Source organism: Chromobacterium vaccinii, assembly GCF_001855275.1.
Taxonomy (GTDB): Bacteria; Pseudomonadota; Gammaproteobacteria; order Burkholderiales; family Chromobacteriaceae; genus Chromobacterium; species Chromobacterium vaccinii.
In genome coordinates this window covers 3,758,829-3,777,190 of sequence record NZ_CP017707.1, presented here as the reverse complement: position 1 = coordinate 3,777,190, position 18,362 = coordinate 3,758,829, and the positions used below count along the sequence as shown (strand labels likewise).

15 protein-coding genes are annotated in these 18,362 nt (G+C 66.6%); all 15 read right to left on the bottom strand.

Translation table 11 applies throughout. The features are described 5' to 3' along the window. Entirely contained in the window at positions 1-885 is an 885-nt protein-coding gene (locus BKX93_RS17540; RefSeq protein ID WP_046168589.1) for a UbiA family prenyltransferase, read from the bottom strand. 4 nt (positions 886-889) lie between these two features. Further along, positions 890-1,657, bottom strand: a complete 768-nt coding sequence (locus BKX93_RS17535; protein WP_052717682.1) for an HAD-IIA family hydrolase — start codon at positions 1,655-1,657, stop codon at positions 890-892. An 11-nt stretch (positions 1,658-1,668) separates the two neighbouring features. Then, positions 1,669-2,838 carry a polyprenyl synthetase family protein gene (locus tag BKX93_RS17530; RefSeq protein ID WP_186009436.1) on the bottom strand — a complete coding sequence of 390 codons (1,170 nt, stop codon included), beginning with the start codon at positions 2,836-2,838 and terminating at the stop codon, positions 1,669-1,671. A gap of 14 nt (positions 2,839-2,852) precedes the next feature. Next, positions 2,853-4,841, bottom strand: a complete 1,989-nt coding sequence (gene asnB, locus BKX93_RS17525; RefSeq protein WP_070980743.1) for an asparagine synthase (glutamine-hydrolyzing) — start codon at positions 4,839-4,841, stop codon at positions 2,853-2,855. Between the two features lie 4 nt (positions 4,842-4,845). Beyond that, the gene (locus tag BKX93_RS17520; RefSeq protein WP_160300458.1) at positions 4,846-5,661 is read right to left on the bottom strand and encodes an isopentenyl phosphate kinase family protein; all 816 of its coding nucleotides are present in this window, start codon (positions 5,659-5,661) and stop codon (positions 4,846-4,848) included. Positions 5,662-5,671: 10 nt separating this feature from the next. Continuing rightward, positions 5,672-6,397: a (5-formylfuran-3-yl)methyl phosphate synthase gene (locus BKX93_RS17515; RefSeq protein WP_021477960.1), complete on the bottom strand. Its 726-nt coding sequence runs from the start codon at positions 6,395-6,397 to the stop codon at positions 5,672-5,674. A gap of 695 nt (positions 6,398-7,092) precedes the next feature. Beyond that, positions 7,093-8,178 (bottom strand): type VI secretion system protein TssA, encoded by a 1,086-nt coding sequence (gene tssA / locus BKX93_RS17510; RefSeq protein ID WP_046168584.1) that lies wholly within the window; start codon positions 8,176-8,178, stop codon positions 7,093-7,095. A gap of 9 nt (positions 8,179-8,187) precedes the next feature. Then, positions 8,188-8,451 (bottom strand): PAAR domain-containing protein, encoded by a 264-nt coding sequence (locus BKX93_RS17505; RefSeq protein ID WP_021477958.1) that lies wholly within the window; start codon positions 8,449-8,451, stop codon positions 8,188-8,190. Further along, positions 8,448-9,884, bottom strand: coding sequence for a hypothetical protein (locus tag BKX93_RS17500; protein WP_070980741.1), 1,437 nt, complete (start codon positions 9,882-9,884; stop codon positions 8,448-8,450). Before BKX93_RS17500 ends, BKX93_RS17505 begins: the two co-directional genes overlap by 4 nt. 12 nt (positions 9,885-9,896) lie before the next feature. After that, on the bottom strand, positions 9,897-12,533 hold the full coding sequence (tssH, locus tag BKX93_RS17495) for a type VI secretion system ATPase TssH (RefSeq protein ID WP_046168582.1): 2,637 nt from the start codon (positions 12,531-12,533) through the stop codon (positions 9,897-9,899). A 36-nt stretch (positions 12,534-12,569) separates the two neighbouring features. Beyond that, complete coding sequence (locus tag BKX93_RS17490; RefSeq protein ID WP_046159117.1) at positions 12,570-13,277, bottom strand: hypothetical protein; 708 nt, start codon at positions 13,275-13,277, stop codon at positions 12,570-12,572. A 17-nt stretch (positions 13,278-13,294) separates the two neighbouring features. After that, complete coding sequence (tssG, locus tag BKX93_RS17485) at positions 13,295-14,329, bottom strand: type VI secretion system baseplate subunit TssG (RefSeq protein ID WP_235429510.1); 1,035 nt, start codon at positions 14,327-14,329, stop codon at positions 13,295-13,297. Beyond that, entirely contained in the window at positions 14,316-14,615 is a 300-nt protein-coding gene (locus BKX93_RS17480) for a hypothetical protein (RefSeq protein WP_046168580.1), read from the bottom strand. Before BKX93_RS17480 ends, tssG begins: the two co-directional genes overlap by 14 nt. 7 nt (positions 14,616-14,622) lie before the next feature. Beyond that, the gene (tssF, locus tag BKX93_RS17475) at positions 14,623-16,482 is read right to left on the bottom strand and encodes a type VI secretion system baseplate subunit TssF (RefSeq protein WP_070980740.1); all 1,860 of its coding nucleotides are present in this window, start codon (positions 16,480-16,482) and stop codon (positions 14,623-14,625) included. 16 nt (positions 16,483-16,498) lie between these two features. Further along, entirely contained in the window at positions 16,499-18,199 is a 1,701-nt protein-coding gene (locus BKX93_RS17470; protein WP_342341855.1) for a T6SS phospholipase effector Tle1-like catalytic domain-containing protein, read from the bottom strand. Positions 18,200-18,362: the final 163 nt, after the last annotated feature.

Here is an 18,362-nt window from a genome sequence, read left to right as displayed (position 1 = left end):
TCAACTCCCTGTAGTCAGTGAATGCGTCCACACCATGCCGGCCGCCAGCAGGCCGCCGCCGTACATGATGTACAGATGGGAAGCCCAGTCCTTTTCCGGCTGGCGCCGGTACCATTCCAGAAACAGCAAGCCCACCGGCAGATGCACGACGGCGAACAGCATGCAGCCCGGGGTCAGCACGCCGGAGGCCGCGCCGTAATACATCAGCGCGCAGGTCAGCAGGTGCACCATCCTCAGCAGCCAGTAGGCGGCCCGCTCGCCAATCAGGAGCGGCACGGTGCGGAAGCCGGCCCGGGCGTCGCCCGGCATGTCGCGGACGTCCCACATCAACTCGACGAAGTAGTTGAGGGCGAAGCTGAGGACGATGGCCTGCAGCGCGGCCTCGCCGGGCCGGACGCCGACATAGAGATGCGGCGTCAGCACCAGCGCCACCGACCAGAACAGCCCGGCGTACAGGTTCTTCACGAACGGCACCTCCTTGATCCGCAGCGGCCGGCCTCGCCAGTTGAACGGCAGCGGGCGGCTGTACAGCGAGCCCAGGAAATGCACGGCGCCGCCGTACAGCACGAAGATCCAGCCCGCATGCAGCGACAGCAGGAAGCCGCCGAAGAAGCAGGCGGCGACCACCGCCTTGGTGTGGCGGTTGCGGCCGAACAAGCGGTAGCGGCTGCTGTAATTGACGTCGTCTTCCTCGGCGTCGGTGTAGATGTTGTAGATGTAGCCGCCGGCGGTAGTCAGCACGATCATCAGGTAGTAATCGAAGCCCAGCGGCAAGCGCAGCGCCTGGTTCCAGAAATAGGTGAGGAACACCGGCATCAGCGCGATGTGGAAGCGGTTGGTGAAGAAGTAGCCGGCGGTGCCTAGGCTCAAGGCGCGGATATTCATGCTGTCACCTGCACAGTAAGGGAAGCAGTTGATCGATGGCGTCGATGCGCCAGTCCGGCTCCGGGCCGCCCGGCGCGTCGCCGCCGGGCGTCACCAGCACCGCTTTCGCGCCGGCGTTGCGCGCCAGCGCGACGTCCTGAAGCGGCGAGTCGCCGATCACCACGCAGTCGGACAACGGCGCCGGCAAATCCATCACCGAAGCCAGCGCATAGGGGTTCGGCTTGCCCAACACCAGCGCCTGCGCGTCCAGCGCCTGCTCGATGCGGGCCACGGTCTGGCCGGGGCCGGGATGGATGCGGTCGCCGTCGGGAAAGCCCAGGTCGCGGCAGGTGGCGATCAGCTGCGGCTGCCCCGCCCGCGCCAGACGCCGCAACGTTTCCTCGTCCAGCTCCGGATCACGGCTCGCCACCACGGTGTCCGCCTCCTCCGGCGCCGCCCAGCTCAGCAATCCGCCGCACATGGCGTCCAGTTCGGCGCGCAGCGCGTCGGAGCCGACGACGAACAGCTTGCGCGGCCGGCCACAGCGCCGCAGATAATGCGCGACCGTCATCGCCGCGGTGTACACCTCGCCGGCGTCCACCTCGACGCCGGCCGACGCCAGTTGCTTCGCCACCTGTTGCCGGCCGACGCTGCTGGAGTTGGTGAGGAAGCGCAGCGGATGCCCGGCCGCGCGCAGCTGGCGCAGCACCTCTCCGGCAGGCTGGTGGCCGGCCGGCTCCCGCCGTCCCAGCAGCACGCCGTGCAGATCGAAGATCAGGGGCGCGTAAGCCATCGGCGTCCTCCTCAGGCCAGCAGCGCCGCCGCCGGGCGCGAAGCCGCCAACGGACGGTGCCAGTAGGCCGGCGACACGAAGTAGTCGGAAAATTGCCGCAGCAACGGCAGCCTGTCTGCCGCCAATGCCGGCGTCGCGTCGTCCAGCGCCGTGCCGGCGCGGGCGATGCAGCGCGCCACTTCGCTGCCGCAAGCGTCCAGCGCGCCGCTGCGCGCCAGGATGGCGATGATGTCGCCGCTGTCCAGGCCGGCTTGCGCGCCCGATTGCCACGCCAGCAGCGCGTCCCGGTCGCGGCCCTCGGCCATGGTCTTGGCCAGCGCGTAAAGATAAGTGGGCTTGCAGTGCAGCAGATCGGTGGCGACGCCGCGTCCCTGCCCCTTCTCGCTGGCGGCGTTCAAGTCCTCCAGGTCATCCTGCAGCTGATAGGCCAGCGCCGACTGTCCCGCCCAGCGCTCCAGCGACTCGGTCCGGCCCGCTTCCGTGCCGGCCAGCCGCGCCCCGGCGTACGCGCACAGCTCGAACAATCGGCCGGTCTTCAGCCAGGCGTTGTCCAGGCAGGCCTGCGGCGAGGGCATCTCGTCGCCCTCGTGAAACACATCCTTGAGCTGGGCCGCGTTGTCGAAGAATTCGTGCCGCTCCAGCGCGCGGGCGACGTCCAGCACCGCGGCCTGATCGAATCCGCTCTCCAGCAGCAGCCTGCCAGCCAGCGCGCGGCAGATCTTGCCGTAGGCGAAGGCGGTGATCGCGCCGCGCCGCATCGCGCCGCCGGAGAACACTCGGCCGACGCCGTCCTCCGGCCCGTGCCGATCGGCGAACCAGCCGGCGAAGGCCTGGTGCACCGTCGGCCAGCCCCGCCGCGCGGCGTCTTCGTCGTAGATGTCGTCGTGCACCAGCGTGTGGTGGTGGTACAGCTGCATCGCGGCGGCCACCGGCAGGATGGCGTCCTCGTCGCCGCCGCAGGCCAGATGGGCCAGCGCCGCCGCGATGCCGTGCATCCGCTTGCCGTCGCAGTCCAGGTAATGCCGCAGCCAGCCGTATACCCGGCCGATCAGCGGATGGCCGCGCTCCGGCCCCTCTTCGCGCAACGACTCGATCGCCGCCGCGATGCGTTCGTCTATCCTGCCCCGCAGCCGCTCCAGTTCGGTCGGCATGCGCTGCGCATCGTGCGCTGTTGCGTTCATCAACGGCTCCTTGCTCATGCGATGGTCGCCGGCGCGGATCGCCGCGCCGTATCCCCGGACGCGGCCGACTCGCCATCGGCCAGATGCAGGTGGTGCCAGAGCTGGGTGCTGGCCACGAAGGTGGCGCCCAAACCCAGCCCCAGCCGCTCGAGATAGCGCCTGGCCTTGCCGCCGGCAGACGGCGGCGAGGCCAGCGCCTGGAACAGCAGCCGCACCCGCTCGGGATCGAAATAACCGTACTCGGCCAGCTTGCCTGGCGACAGCAACTCGGCGTACAGCGGCGATGCGCGCGGGCCGACGAAAGGGGTGCCGAACGGCATCACGAAGCGGGTTTTCGGCCGCCAGGCCACCTCGTCCGGCAGCCAGCGCGACGCGGCGACGCGCAGGATGTGCTTCTCCCGGCCGCGGCGCAGCTTCAGCGCCGGATCCAACGCCGCCGCGTACTCGACCAGATCCCGGTCCAAAAAGGGATAGCGCCCCTCGACCGAATTGGCGGCGTAGATGCGGTCCCCATGCGCGCCCAGCAGATAATTGGACAGCATCACCTGATAGGACACATACAGCGAACGGTCCAGCCAGTGGCGGCCGCGCACCGCGCCGCGGTCGAACTCGAAGCCGTCCCAGCAGCCGCCCGCCGCAGCCATCGCGCGCAGATCGGCGGAGAACAACGGCGTCAGCGCCTCGTGGTAGAACTCCCATTCATAGGCTTGCGCCGGGACGCAGCCGAAATGCTCGGCCAGCGCGCCCAGCCTGTCTTCGCCCGGCAACAGGCACTCCGAGCCGTAATGGCTGCGCAGCCAGGGCCGCATCAGCGCCCGCAGCGGCGCGAGGCCCCGGCGCGTCAGCGCGCCGAATCGCCGGTATTGGCGGAAGGCCAGATAGCCGGCGAAGGCCTCGTCGGCGCCCTCGCCGGTCAGCACGATCTTGGAGCGCTTGCCGGCTTCGCCCGCCAGCCGCATCAGAGCCGACGCCTCGGTGGAAATCATCGGCGTCTCGCCATGCCAGATCAGCCGGGGGAAGGCGTCGGCGATGCCCGCCTCGTCGATCCGGACCCGTTTCAGATCCACTCCCAACCACTCGGCGGTGCGGCCCGCCGCGCCGCCCTCATCCATCCGTCCATGTTCGGATGCGGCGCAAAAAGCGGCGATCGGCGCTTGTCTGCCGCGCTGCAGCAGCGCGGCGATCACTGCCGAATCGATGCCGCCGCTGAGAAAGCAGGTCGGCTCGAACTCGCCCTGGGCGTGGCTGGCCACCGCGCGCTCCAGCCGAGCCGCCAGGCCGTCGGCCGCCTGCGCCTCGGTCAGCCTGGCGTGTTCGCCGGCCAGCGGGAAATCCAGCGTCCAATAGCGGCTAGTCTCCGCCCGGCCAGCGCGGAAGCTGAGCCTGTGGGCGGCGGGCAGTTGATGGATGCCGGAAAACGGCGTCAGCGGCGCGCAGACCGCGCCGAAATAGCCGAGCTGCAGCATCGCCCGCGGCTCCGCCCGGCGCGGCATGCCGGCCACCGCCAGCAGACCCTTGATCTCGGAGCTGAAATAAAGCGCGCCGTCCAGCCGCGCCCAATGCAAGGGACAGATGCCCATCCGGTCGCGCGCCAGATGCAGCGAGCCGTCGCGGGAGTCGAAGATGGCGATGGCGAACTGGCCGTCCAACCATTGGAAGCAATCCGCTCCGAGCTCCTCGTACAGATGGACGATGACTTCGCCGTCGCTGCCGCCAGACAGGCTATGGCCGCGGCGCGACAGTTGTTCGCGCAACTCGAGATGGTTGTAGATTTCGCCGTTGAACACGGCGTGGATGGAGCGGTCCTCATTGCAGAAAGGCTGGCTGCCGTTGGCGACGTCGACGATGGCCAGCCTGGACGAGGCCAGCAATGCCGGACCGACGCGCCGCGCCGCCAGGCTGTCCGGGCCGCGGTGGGTCTGGCGCAATATCATCCGTCTGGCCTCGACCACGTCGCCATCGTGCGCGTGGCGGTCCAACAGCGCTCCCGCGATTCCGCACATGCGGCTATCCTCCCGCCCGATCCGACAGCAGCCGCGTGCCCTGCAGCGGCGAGCCGTCCAGCGCGCCGTTCAGATTGCCGGCCACCCTGCCGTCCACCACATAAGTGGCGATGCCATGGCGCGCGGCGCGGAAGCCATGAGATATCTTGGCCAGCATGCCGCCGCTGACGTCCTGCCCAGCCGCGTCTATCTTGCGCAGCGCGTCGCCGTCGCTCTCGGACAGCTGCCCGTGTATCGCCTCACTGCGGCCATGCTCCCGGTAGACACCGTGCGCGCGGGTGGCCAGCACCAGGCTGGCCGCGCCAAGCGCCAGCGCCAGCTCCACCGCGATGATGTCGCTGGAGCAGACGGCGAAGCCGTCGCAATCCAACACGAAATTGCCGCCGATCACCGGCGTCACGCCGCGAGCCAGCAGCGCCCGCACCGGCCCCAGGTCGAGCGGAGAAGCGCGCCCCGCGCTGGCGCGGAACAACTGGATGGCGGGCAGCCGCAAAGGCTTGAGGCCGCCCGCCTCCAGACAATCCAACACTTCCAGCTCCAGCCGGGCCAGATCGCGCGCCACCTCGGCCACCACGCCGGCTCGGCCGCGGGGCAGCCTGCCGTCCAGATAGCCATAGCGGCGCGCCGGCGGCTTGCCGTAAGCGCCAGTGCCGTGCACCAGCACCAGCGGCCGGCCGCTGGCGGCCAGTTCGCGCGCGCGCGCCGTCAACAGCGCGCGGTTGACGTCCGGGCCGCCTGGCCCCTCGGAGGTGATCAGGCTGCCGCCCAGCTTCACCACCGCGCAGCCCGGCGCGGATGCGGAGTGTGGAATGCCGCTCACGATGGCCGCGTCACTGCGCCACGGCGATGGCGTTGGCGGCCTTGATGAACTGCTCGGCCTTCACCGGGTCGATGGTGGTGCCGCGGTCGTAGCCGCTGCACACCGCGCCACGCACGCCGACCACGTCGGCGCCGATGCGGGCCAGCAGCTCCAGGTGCTCTGCGCGCACCGAACCGGCCAGCGCCACCTTCAGGCCTTTGGCGTGGGCCTGTTGCACGAACTCAGTCAGCTGTTGCTCGTTCAGCGCGTCGAACAGCGACTTGCCGTCCTTGATGTAGGTATCCACCATCACCATGTCCGACTTGGACTCGGCGGCGATTTCCACCAGTTGCTGCGGCGACAGGCCGCCGAAACGCTGATAGTCGGCATAGCCGGCGGTGACCACGGTCACGGACGGATCGAAGTCCTTGCAGGTGCGCACCACGGCGCTCATCAGCTCCACGCCCTCGGCCACGTCCTTGGAGCCGTGCAGGCCGGCCTTGACGTATTTGACGCCGCTGCTGACCGCGCCCAGCGCCGCCAGCGAGGCGGTGCCCGGCTTGTGCGGCAGATCGCCCAGCGTGGCGCTGAACACCACCTTGGGGTCATTGATGCGGGCGATCACCTCGCGGATGATCCAGGGAAAGCTCGCCCCCAGCGAGCCCTCGTTGATGTTCTTGATATCGATGATGTTCGTGCCGCATTCCCAGGCCACAACCGCTTCCGCCGTACTGATAGGACTGATCAGAACCTTCATTCCCTGCCCCCTGACTCTCACGATTTAAGCAAAACGGCGGCCGCCGCTAGCGACCCGCCCCAATGGATTTCCATCAATAGAACGACCTGACTCCCAGCAACGTCATCCACGCTTCGCCGTGACCCGGATTCGGGCTCGCCGCAGCCTGCGCGGCGGCGCTCGCACGAAAATGTGAATGTCATCAAATTACATCATTTGTCGATTCGAAAAAATAAAAAACATTAATATCCATCATCCTTGTGTCGGCCTTGCGGCCAAAAAGACACAAGCCATTGTTTTAAATTGGAATCTAACGACAGTTAATATTTGAAAAATATATTTCTCACTAAATTAATCAATAAGGCAAATCATAAAAAATCCAATTAAAATCAACCCAGTAAAATCATTCACGCAACAAAATGACAGGATGAATGACTTATAAATATCAGTAAAATTGACGCTTAATTCATGAAATCCATCCCAAGCAAAATGGACGGCAGCCCATGCTGAAAATAAGGCTTGTTTATGCGATGTTCGGCGATCCGCCGACCACTCTCGGTGAAACGCTTCGATAAATACCCCAATACCTCCGTCATCGCAGGCACCCATCCAGCCAAGCGACGCCGAATCGGAATGCAAACAAAAAAACACGCGGCATGGCGGCCGCGTGTTTTTCTTCTCCCGGCGATAGAGACCGCCGTTTCATTGCTGCAAACTCACTCGTTCTGGCGTACGTCCAGCAGCTCCTGCAACTGGCTCAGCGTGCCGCTGTCCTTCACCACATGCTGCAGCCATTCCTCCAGGCTCATCTCCGCCCAGCGCGCCGCGCGCTCGGCCAGCAGCGCCACCGGGCTGTGCGGTTCGTTGTGGCGGAAGTAGCGGGCCACCTCGGTCAAGGCGGTCACCGCCTCCTGGCGGCTGCGGATCTGGCCGTTGAAGGCGCTGGCCGGAACGGCGGTATGGACCGGACTGGGCATGGCTTGGCTCACGGTTTTGCTTTCCTCGGCGGGCGGCCGCTGCTGCGCGGCCGCCGGCGCGTTGCCGGCGAACTGCTGGCGATAGCGCAGGACCAGGTCCTGGCAGGCGTAGATGGCGTTGCGGATGTCGGCCAGGCTGGGGCCGGCCTGGCCGAAGCGCTGGTCCACCTGGGCGTCCAGCTCTTCATAGGCGGTCAACAGCGCCACCAGCTCCTCGGCCTTGGCCTGGAACCAGCCGTGGCCCGACAGTGTGGCGGCCTTCTCGAAAGCGTCGCCGCTGAGCTTGCCCTCGGCGATGGCCGCTTCCCGCGCCTCGCCATCCTTCAGGCCCAGATTCTCCACGTCGCGCGACTGCTGCCACTGATGCCAGCTGTAGCCGCCGAACTCAGGCTTGATCAACGGCACATTGCGCAGCGCGTTGCCCAGCTGCTGGTTCAGCCACTCCAGCTTGGCCAGGCGCTCGTCCAGATCGTGCGGGTCCAGCTCCGGATAACCGTTTTCCCAGAAATCCCGCAGCCAGCCGCTGACCAGGGACAGGCCCCGCGCCAGGCCGGCGGCGCCGTTGACCTGGGTCTGCGCCTCGGCGTACCAGGCCAGAAGCTGCAGATCCTTGCTCTTGTTCTGCAGCGCGTCCTCGCACAGGCGTATCACCAGCGGCCACTCGGCGGTTTTCAGCGACTGCTCCCAGTCTCCCTGCGCCAGCGACGGATCGTCGCTGCGGCGCGCTTCGCGGATCTGGTCGAAAACCAGCGAATAAGCCAGGTCTTCCCCGGCCGGCGCATCCGGACGTACCGGCCGCATCAGGTGTTCAATGCTTTGATCCATATTCTTTCTCTAACCCTTGCTGACCTGGGGCAGCGTGGAAATCAGCGTGGCGCCGCAGCTGACCTTGTGGCCGTCCAGCGCCACCGCCTTGCCGCCGACCAGCCAGCCGCCGTCGCCTTCGACGATGGTGCAGTTGACGTGGCCCTGCTGCGGGCAGGTGACGGAATCGCCGACGCAAGCCACCTGCTTGCCGAACAGCGTGGTGGACGAGGCGGCGCTCACCACCTTGCCGCCGTGGTCGGTGGGGTCGCCCAAACGGATTGCAGCCTTCATGCTGTCGCCTCCTCTGCCGGCGGTCTGGCCAGGGCCAGCGACACCAGCTCGTCATGGAAATGAGTAATCACCGCGGGCGCCTGCAGCCGCGCGCAATGGCAGACCGCCGCCGCCGCCAGCAGCACGGCAGTCGCCGCGCCGGCGTCGCCCCATTCGCGCACCACGTTGCTCGCCTCGTCTATCGGGTGGAGTTCCACCTGGTGGCGGGACAGCGCGGTGGCAATGGCCGCCAGGCGCACGCCGCCGACGTCGATCTGGCCGCTGTTGTGGCACAGCCAGGCCAGGGTCGACGCCTGATTGCTCTCCGGCTTGGCCTCTTCCGGGCTGAACGGATAGTCCAGCAGCGCGGCGTTGACCAGCGCGTTGTCCAGCACCGGCTGCAGGCTGCGCGCCAGTTGCAGCGCCTTGTCCTGCGCCAGGCTCACCGAGCTGGACTGGGACAGGACGGCCAGCCTCGGCAGCCGGGCCAGGCTGGCCTGCTGGCTGGGCGGCACCACGCCCCAACCGGCGGCCCCGCCGGCGAAATCCTTTTCCCAGTAGGGCTGGTAGGGGTCGGCGTCCTCCGCCTCCTGTTCCGGCTCCGCTGGCGCGGCCAGTTCGTCGCGCAGGAACAGCATGGCCACCACCGCGATCCCCGGCTCGCCGAACCAGCTGCGGCGCTTGCCCAGTTCGGGATCGGCCTCGCCCCAATCGTCATCGTCGTCCCGCTCCGCCAGCGGCGCGTCGGCCGCCAGCACCACTAGGCCCGGCAGCTCCGGGTCCTGCTCCAGCACTTGCAGCACGCGGTCCGCCAGTTGGCCGCTGCCGGACAGGAAGCGGCAGTCGCCGCCGACGTGGGCGTCGCCGCCCAAGCTATCGGCCACCGCCTGCTGCTTCAGTTCCTTGACGCGGGCCAGCTGCTCGACGCCCGGCACCTGCCGCATCGGCTCCAGAAACAACGGCAGCCAGGCCGCGCCCGGTGCCTCGGCGTACAGTGCGGCCAGCATCTCGGCCAGATGCGGCGACAGCGCGTCCATCGCCTCGCCGGCTTCCACCTCATCGCGCGCCAGCGCCTGCCAATGGACGCCGTCGGCCATTTCCGCCAGCCAAGCCGGCTCGTCCTTCACTGGCGCGGCCGCCGTCCACAACCAGCGGCAACCGATGGCGCGCTGGCGCTCCAGCAGCTCGGCGGCGTGCTGGGCGCGCGCCGCCTCGCGCTTGTCGCTGCGCTCGGCCTCGGCCTGCTCTTCCTGCTGCTTGGCCTCCTCCGCCGCGCGCTTTTCCTTCAGATAGCTCCACAGCTTGACGCCGGCGCTCAGCAGCATCGGCGGCCCCAGGTGCAGCATCAGGATGGCCGACGGGCTGATGCGCTGCCAGCTTTGCGGCAGCGCCAGCCAAAGCAGCGCCCACCAGCCGATGGTGACGCCGCCGAACAGGCCCAAGGTTCTCCACATCGCGAATGCTCCTTAGCTTACCTTCACCTTGACCTGCTCGCCCTTCAACGCCACGGCGATCTTCTTCACCGGACGGCCGGAGGCCATCCGCGCCAACAGGTCGTTGGAGATCTGCGCCAGCAGCGTGCGGGTGAGGATGGCGTCGGCGTTGCGGGCGCCGCTGTCCACGTCCATGCAGCGCGCGGCCATCTGTTCGGTCAGCTCCTCCGGGAACTCCACCTGGGCGCCGTGGTTGTCGGCGATGCGCTGGCGGATCTTGTCCAGCTTCAGGCCGACGATGGCGCGCAGCACGTCGTCGCTGATCGGGAAGTAAGGCACGATGGTCAGGCGGCCCAGGAAGGCCGGCTTGAAGGTCTTCTGCAGCGTCGGGCGCAGGATTTCCACCAGGTCGTCGGCGGTCGGATCGCGGGTCTCGTCTTCCACCGTCACGCCGTGCTCGCAGGCGCGCATCACCAGCTCGGTGCCGGCGTTGGAGGTCAACAGGATGATGGTGTTCTTGAAGTCCACCTCGCGGCCTTCGCTATCCTCCAGCACGCCCTTGTCGAACACCTGGAAGAACAGCTCCAGCACGTCCGGATGCGCCTTCTCCACCTCGTCCAGCAGCACCACCGAATACGGCTTGCGACGCACGGCCTCGGTCAGCACGCCGCCCTCGCCGTAGCCGACATAGCCCGGCGGCGAGCCCTTCAGGCCGGACACGCTGTGCGCTTCCTGGTATTCGGACATATTGATGGTGATCAGATTGCGCTCGCCGCCATACAGCGCCTCGGCCAGCGCCAGCGCGGTCTCGGTCTTGCCGACGCCGGACGGGCCCACCAGCATGAACACGCCCTTGGGCTTGCCCGGGTCTTCCAGATTGGCCTTGGCGATCTGCACCCGCTCGGCGATCTGCTCCAGCGCGTGGTCCTGGCCGATCACGCGCGCGGCCAGCAGCTTGGCCAGCTTTTGCACCTGCTCCAGCTCATTGCTGACCATGCGGCCCAGCGGAATGCCGGTCCAGCCGGAAATCACGTCGGCGATCACGCTCTCGTCCACGCACTCGAAAGCCAGCGGCTGGGTCTTCTGCAGCTCGCGCAGCTCCTTGCGCTTGGCCTGCAGCGGGCTGATCTTCTTGCCCTTGGCCGGCTTGGCCTCGTCCTTCTGCGCCTTCAGCTCGTCGATCTCGACGATCAGCTTCTGCTGCGCCTCCCAGGCCTCGTGCAGCGCGGCCAGATCCTGCTCCAGCTCGGCGCGCTGCGCCTGCAGCTCGGCGATGCGGTCGGCATGGCCTTCCTCCCGCTCCAGCGCCGCGGTTTCGCGGTCGATGTTGGCGATCAGCACCGATACGTCCTCGATCGGACCCGGCTTGCCGGCGCGCGACAGCGCGACGCGGGCGCAGGCGGTGTCGAGCACGCTGATCGCCTTGTCCGGCAACTGGCGGCCGGCGATGTAGCGGCTGGACAGCTGCACCGCTGCGGCCACAGCCTCGTTGAGGATTTCCACCTTGTGGTGCTTGGCCATCGCGTCGGTCAGGCCGCGCACCATTTGCACGGCGATTTCCGGCGCCGGCTCTTCCACTTTCACCACTTGGAAACGGCGCGCCAGCGCGGCGTCCTTCTCGAAGTATTTCTTGTACTCTGCCCAGGTGGTGGCGGCGATGGTGCGCAGCTCGCCGCGCGCCAGCGCCGGCTTCAGCAGGTTGGCCGCGTCGTTCTGGCCGGCCGCGCCGCCGGCGCCGATCAGGGTATGCGCTTCGTCGATGAACAGGATGATGGACACCGGGCTGGCCTTGACCTCGTCGATCACCTGGCGCAGGCGGTTCTCGAACTCGCCCTTGACGCTGGCGCCGGCCTGCAGGAGGCCCAGGTCCAGCGTGCGCAAGCAGACGCCTGCCAGCACCGGCGGCACCTCGCCCAGCACGATCTTGCGCGCCAGCCCCTCCACGACCGCGGTCTTGCCGACCCCTGGCTCGCCGGTGAGGATGGGATTGTTCTGCCGGCGGCGCATCAGGATGTCTATCATCTGGCGGATTTCAACGTCGCGGCCCAGGATGGGGTCGATCTTGCCGGCTTTGGCCTGCGCGGTCAGGTCTATGGTGTACTTGTCCAAAGCCGGGCTGCCGCGCTTGCCCTGCGGCGCGGCCTGTTGGATATCCCCCTCATCCGACTCGGCCACCGGCTCAGCGCCGCCAGCCGTCTCGCCGCCATGCTGGCGCAGCGCCGCGTAAGCGCCTTGCAGCCTGCCGGCATCCTGGCGGGCCAATGCCGGCGCGCCGGACTGCAGCGCGCCTTTGAGCGCGTCGTCCTGCCACAGCGCCAGCAGCAGGTCCAGCGTGGACACATTGTCCTGGCCGTGCTCGGCGCTGGCCAGCAGCCAGGCCTTCTCCAGCCACTTGGGCAGCCACGACGACAGCACCGGGTTGCGGGTATTGCCGCTGCGGAAGTTGTCCAGCGCGGCGTCCAGCTCGCGCTCGACGCGGGACAGGTCCGCGCCCAGCGCGCGCAGCGCCGCCAGCGCGGCATTGTCGTCCTGGTCGAACATCGCCAGCAGCACATGCTCGATCTCGATCTCGAAGTGGGTGCGGGCCAGCGCGCGGCTGGCGGCCTGTTCAATGGCCTGCCGCGCAGTGGGCGTCAACCGGTCTATCAGGGATTTCAGCGATACGGACATATGCTTGCACTCATTCTCTAAAGGTGTGGATTCAAATCATTCATCGTTGGCGGCGGCGGCCGGCATCATCTCGCCCAGCCAGCCTCTCAGCGCCGCGCAACCGTCGTCGTCCAGGTCGGCCAGCATCGCGCCGTACCATTCCCGGACTTGTTTCTCGTTCAGGCATTGCAGCAGCAAGGGCCAGCTGTTCTCCAGGAAAACCGCGAAGAACGGCACCCCGCGCTGGTGCAGGAACATGTCGTCGGTGATCTTCAGCTGGCGGTACAGCTCGCGCAGCCAGGTCAGGTAGGGCAGCGTCTCGCGCGCGTGGCCAGCCTGGGTCAGCGCGGAGATGAAATTGACGTAGGCCGCGGCGCAAGAGGACTCGCGGCGGACGCGGTTGATCTCGTCGAACTTCATCAGCCAGGCCTTGCCCCGCTCCACCTCGCCGGCCATCACCGACGCGCTGGCCAGTTGCAAGGCGTTGTGGGCGGACGGCTCCAGCTCGAACAGCTTCTGCCAGCAGGAGAAAGCCGTGCGCCACTGCCCCTGGCGGCTGGTGGCCAGCGCGCACAGACGGTAGGCGTCGGCGCGCAGGCTGGCGGACTTCGCCTCCAGATGCGGCTGCGCCAGCCGCAGCGCCTGGGGCCAATCCTCGCCCTGCAGGGCTTCAACCGCCGCGGCGAGTTCCGGCGGCGCGTCTCCGCCGCTCACGCTGAGCTGAGCGGTTTTCCCGCGGCCCATCAATCGCTTGAGTATGCCCATGGCTTCCGTTTCCCGTTTCAGTCCAACAGCGTGTAACGCATATCGTCCGGATGGCCGGACGGCCTGCCCATCCAGCTGTCGCCGCCCAGACTCAGCGTGGCCGAGCCCAGCGCCGCCGGCTGGACATCGCGCTCGTCCAATACCAGGCACACCTCGGCGGCCAGGCCATGGCCCAGCGCGAACTTCATCAGCGCGCGCAGCGCCTGCGCGCCGGCGGCGTGCGGCTGCAGCGCGTTGAACTGCTCGCGGCGCAGCGGCCCAAGTCGCAGCTTGAGTTTGGTCTGGCGGTCCCAGATGCGCTCGCCGGCGAAGGCCGACAGCCCCAGCTCGCAGCCATCCATGCCCAGCTGGCTCTGTTCGCCCTCCGGCACCTGCAGCCACTGGCCGGCGAACTGCTCCAGGCTGGCGTCGACGCCGAAGAACCCTTCCACCAGCGTCAACAGCGACTGCGCCGACAGCGGCTTCTGGCTGAGCAGGCCGGCGTAATAGACGAACATCCGCTCGTCCAGCTCCGCGCCCGGCCCCATCTGCTGGCGCAGCTGGGACAGGCCGACGCCGCCCAGATCCAGCAGATTGCGGGTAAAGCCATCGCGCTCGCCGGCCTCGACGTTGATCCAGCTGCGATACTTGCACCAGGCGTCGAAGAACATCGACGCGGCCCGGTGGCTGAACAAGTCGAAGAAGGCGTGCATGGTGTCGTCGCGGTGGCGCAGGCGGCGCTCCAGCAGCAGCTCGGTGTAGGCGGTGGGCAGCGCGCCGCTCGGCCCGGTCAGGCCGAGGAAGCTGATCGTCATCTCATCCGCCGCGTCGCTCTCTTCCGCCGCCGGCTTGTAGCCGGTCAGCTCGCTGGCGGGAAAGGACAAAGACGCCAGCGTGCGAAAGCGCAGCCGTTCCGGCAAACGCCCGCGCCGCGCGCCCGGCCGGCGCGCGCCGGACAGGCCGAGTATGCGCGCCGCCTGGAAGAAGCCGAACTGGCTGGCGTCGGCCGCGAGCTCGCGATGCAGGTCGCGCGGCCGGCGCGACGGCGTCACCGCCACGTCAGCGCCGCTCATCCGCATCCTCCATCCTGCCCCTGATTGCCCATGAGCCGAAGAACAGCCCGGTGATCAAACCCAAAACGCCTCCCGCTACGAGACTAAGCGAAACCATGGCCGTCTCCGCCAAGGATCCGCTGAAAAAATACAGGATGCCGCTCATGATAAATGCCAACGGCAAACCCGCACAAACCATCCAATTCCGCCGGCTTTGCTTCTCTTTTTCCGTGCGTCCATGGAAAAAGGAGTAATAAAACAGTTGCAGCACGCTAGGCATCAGCGCGGAAACCACCATCCACTCCATGGCCACCTCAAATCACCAAAGCCTCGCCGGCCCGCGCCGGCCACACCGCCACTTCCTGGTTCTGCTGCGCGGTTTCCACCCGCAGCCGGGTGAAGCTGTTGGGCGCGCAATACAGCGCGAAGAAGCGCTCCAGCACCGAGGCGAAAAGGTAAACGCTGCCGCCCACATAATAATCGGCGTCCAGTTTCAGCCTGATTTCGCTGCCGCGGACGAAGCCGGCGAAATCGCGGCCGGTGACGCGGGTCACCGCCGGCTTGCTGTCTATGCCCACCACGCCCTGGATCTGGCGCACATTGACCGGCGAGCCGGTGAGGTTGTACAGCGCCAGCATCTCCTGCAGCGCCGCCACGCCGGAATCGACGATGGACATGTAGTTCAACGACAGATGCGAGATCAGCCGCCACTGCACCGCGCGGCCCAAGGGGCTGCGCTGGGTGGCCGACGGCTTGCGCAGCAAACGCACCCGCTTCACCACCGAATGGCCGGGCAGGCTGAAATCGGTGCGCTGCGCCGCCTGGCTGCCGCCGAAGGGAATCTGCTCCGGCAGGTCGCGGTTGCTGCACAGCAAGTCCAGGCTCAGCACCTCGGCCGCCGGCCGCACCGCGTTGAACTGCAGGTCCACCAGGTGCAATTCCAGGTCGGTGCCCTTGTCGCCGGCGCGCGGCGAGCCTTCGCGGCTGGCGTGCCAGTAGAATCGCGGCGTCTGGCGCTCGCTGCCGTGGCGCGTCGCGTAGAACGGCGGCACTTCCTCGCTGCTTTCGCCCTCGCCGGACTTCTCCACCCGCACCACGCGGCGGATCTGGATCACCTCGTAGGCCTGCTGCTTGCGGCCATCTGCCAGCACCGCGTAGCCGGCCTTCTGATGGCTGACGCGGATCGGCTCACCGGGCTGGTTGAACAGGTTGACGATGGGCGCGCAGCCCAGCTTCAGATGATGCGCCTGCAGCTGGGTCAACAGGCGGTGATGGCGTTCGCTGTCCGGGTAGTCGCCCAGCACCAGTTGCAACAACAGTTTGCCGCCACCCAGCCGCGCAGCCACCTTGTCCAGCTCGGCGATGTCGACGAACAGGAATTTGTCCGGATAGCAGAAATACTCGGTCAGCAGCCGATAGCCCATGAACGAGCGCTCGTCGTACTCCAGCATGCCCTCGTCGCGGCCAAAACCCACCGGACGGATGGCCGAGGCCGGCAGCACCGCGCTGCGCGACGGGTCCTCGCTGCCGTCGCCGACGCGGATGCGCAGCACCTGGGACAACAACAGCTCGTACAGCAGGTGCATCAGCGCCGGCTCGCCGTCCAGGAAGAAGCGCAGCGAGCTCAAGCCTATGCTGTTCAAGGCCAGGCCGCCGTGGGTCTGGAACTCCATCGTCAACAGCGCCGCCGCGTCCGGCGCCAGCTGGCGCAGATAGGGCGAGCCGCTGGTCAGCTCCAGCTTGGCATTGCTCAGCGACAGCGGATACAGGTCCACCGGGTAGGCGCTGCGGAACTTGCACACCACGCCGTTGATAGCCGGCGCGTGCACCGGCTGGCCGCGCTCCACGCGGTAGCGCTTGGCGATCTCCGGCCGCGCCGGATCGCACTCGAACTGGACGATGGTGGCCGACGGAATCGGCTGCAGATAGTGTGGGTACAGCACGTCCAGGAAGCTTTCCGCCACTTCCGGATAATCGTCGTCCAGCTTCTTGTGGATGCGCGACGCCAGCAGCGCGAACGCTTCGATCAGCCGTTCGGTGTGCGGGTCGGCGCACTGGTCGCCTTCCATCTGCAGCCGGCCGGCGATCTTGGGATAGCGGCGCGCGAACTCGCCCGACAGCTCCCGCAGGTGGCCAAGTTCGCGTTCGTAATACGGTAGTAAGGATTCAAGCATTTTTATTCAAGCCAGCTCAGGCCAGCGCTGTATCCGATGAAGATTGTCCGCGCCGGGTCAGCAAAACATTGTCGGCGCCGGCATACACCTTGCGATAACGCAGATAGCCCGCCCCCGCCAGGAACGGTTCCTGGCCCTCGGTCACGCGCTTGGGAACCTGAGTTCGGTCGGAGTCAACATACAGCTTGACCCAGCCCCTCTCCTCTTCGCTCAATCGGCTCTGGTCCTGATGGGACATTTTTTCCAGCATGGCCAAAATCTCCGGCTCCTCCTTGCCGCTCAACCGAAACCAGGCATAGGAGTCATGGACGTAGTACTGGAACAAATGGTTGGCCGCCGGCTTCAGCCAGGCAGATTGGGCACCCTTCTCCAGCTCGGGCCAGATCGCCTTGAACTCCGTCCAATCCTTGACCACCTTGGGATCGAAGGTCGGCGGATGATAAGGCCGCTGCAAGCGGCCGGTCTGCACTATCTCGCCGCTGCTCCAGCGTTTGTAATAGCTGAGGTGCTCGGCCAGCTTGGCGTTGCCGCCCAGCAAATCGTTGACGTCCGCATTCGACGCGTTTTGCAGATTATCGAAATGCGCGCGCAGCGAGGCGTCATCCTGCTTGTCCACCCAGCTCAAGCGCCAGGCGATGTAAGGCCAGTACACCGAGCGCAGCAGCTCTTTGTAGCTGCCCTGTTTTTGGGGCAGCGTGTCCAGATAGTTGTTGAAATCGTCGATCAGCTTCGGGTCCACCTGCATCCGCAGTTGGGCAATGGCAGTGGCTTTCTCCGCCTTCAGCGGCACGCCGGCCAGCCGCGCCTTGCGATACATCACCACCAGCGGAATGCGGGAGAGCATGTCCGCGCCCTTGGGATCGGTACCCCGGCCTTGCTCCTTCGGCACATAGCCGCCGCCGACATCGGAGTGCACGCCGGGAAACATGATTTCCTCGCTATTCGAGGGCGCGCCGGCGCCCATCTCGATAGAATCCAGCGGGAAGCTGCGCCGAATCTCGTGCCCGGACACCAAGTGCACGCAGGGCATATCCATCGGCACCCGCAGCGAGGTTTCCGCGTCCGCCCACTCGGCATGGCCGTCGAACAACAGCGTGGACGATGCCAGCCCTACCGCGGCCACGGTGTCGAAGATGCCCAGGAAGTCGAACTTCACCGGAAAGCCGCCCAAGGTCATTTGCCCCGGTTGGCCGGTCAGCTCGGCGTCCAATTGGCACAGGCGCTGCATCCAGTTGCTGAAGCAGCGCGCCTTGGTGGCGCCGCGGGAAAAGCCGAACGCCGACAGGTGGATGGTCCCCACCTTGCCCTTGGACATATTGGCCGGCTTCTCGCCCGGCGCATGCATGAAGTCCTTGATCGACCGATGCAGCAGCTTCAGTTGCTCGCGCAATGTGTCGTAAGTGCTCTGCTTGCCCTGGTCCATCTCACGCGCGGTCAGCCAGCGCTCCTTCTTCAGGTGCCAGCCGGTGATCACCAACTGCTTGCTCAGCGACGAGATCTTGCCCTTATCGAGCAATTCCTGACCCACGAAATAGCGGTTGACGTTGTTGATCGCCTGCATCAACGCCCAGACGATGCGCTCATGGCCATACAACGCGGAAGCGGCGCCGAAGGCCGCGTCCATGCCTTGGCCGCTGTCGCCCACTTGCGGAAACGGCGTGCCTACGCCCGGGATATAAACCTTGAAGAAATGGGGGTAATCATCGTTTCCATCCAATGGCTGATTTTCCGTAATAATGCCAGGCACGACCTTTCCAGGGTAGGTATCGTACAAGCGCGCGACATTGGAAAATCCCTCATTCTTTGTGCACAGATTGTAATTATTACGCGTGCCATCGAAGAAAAAGCCAAAAAACAGATTGAAATCGCAACTGGCGTTC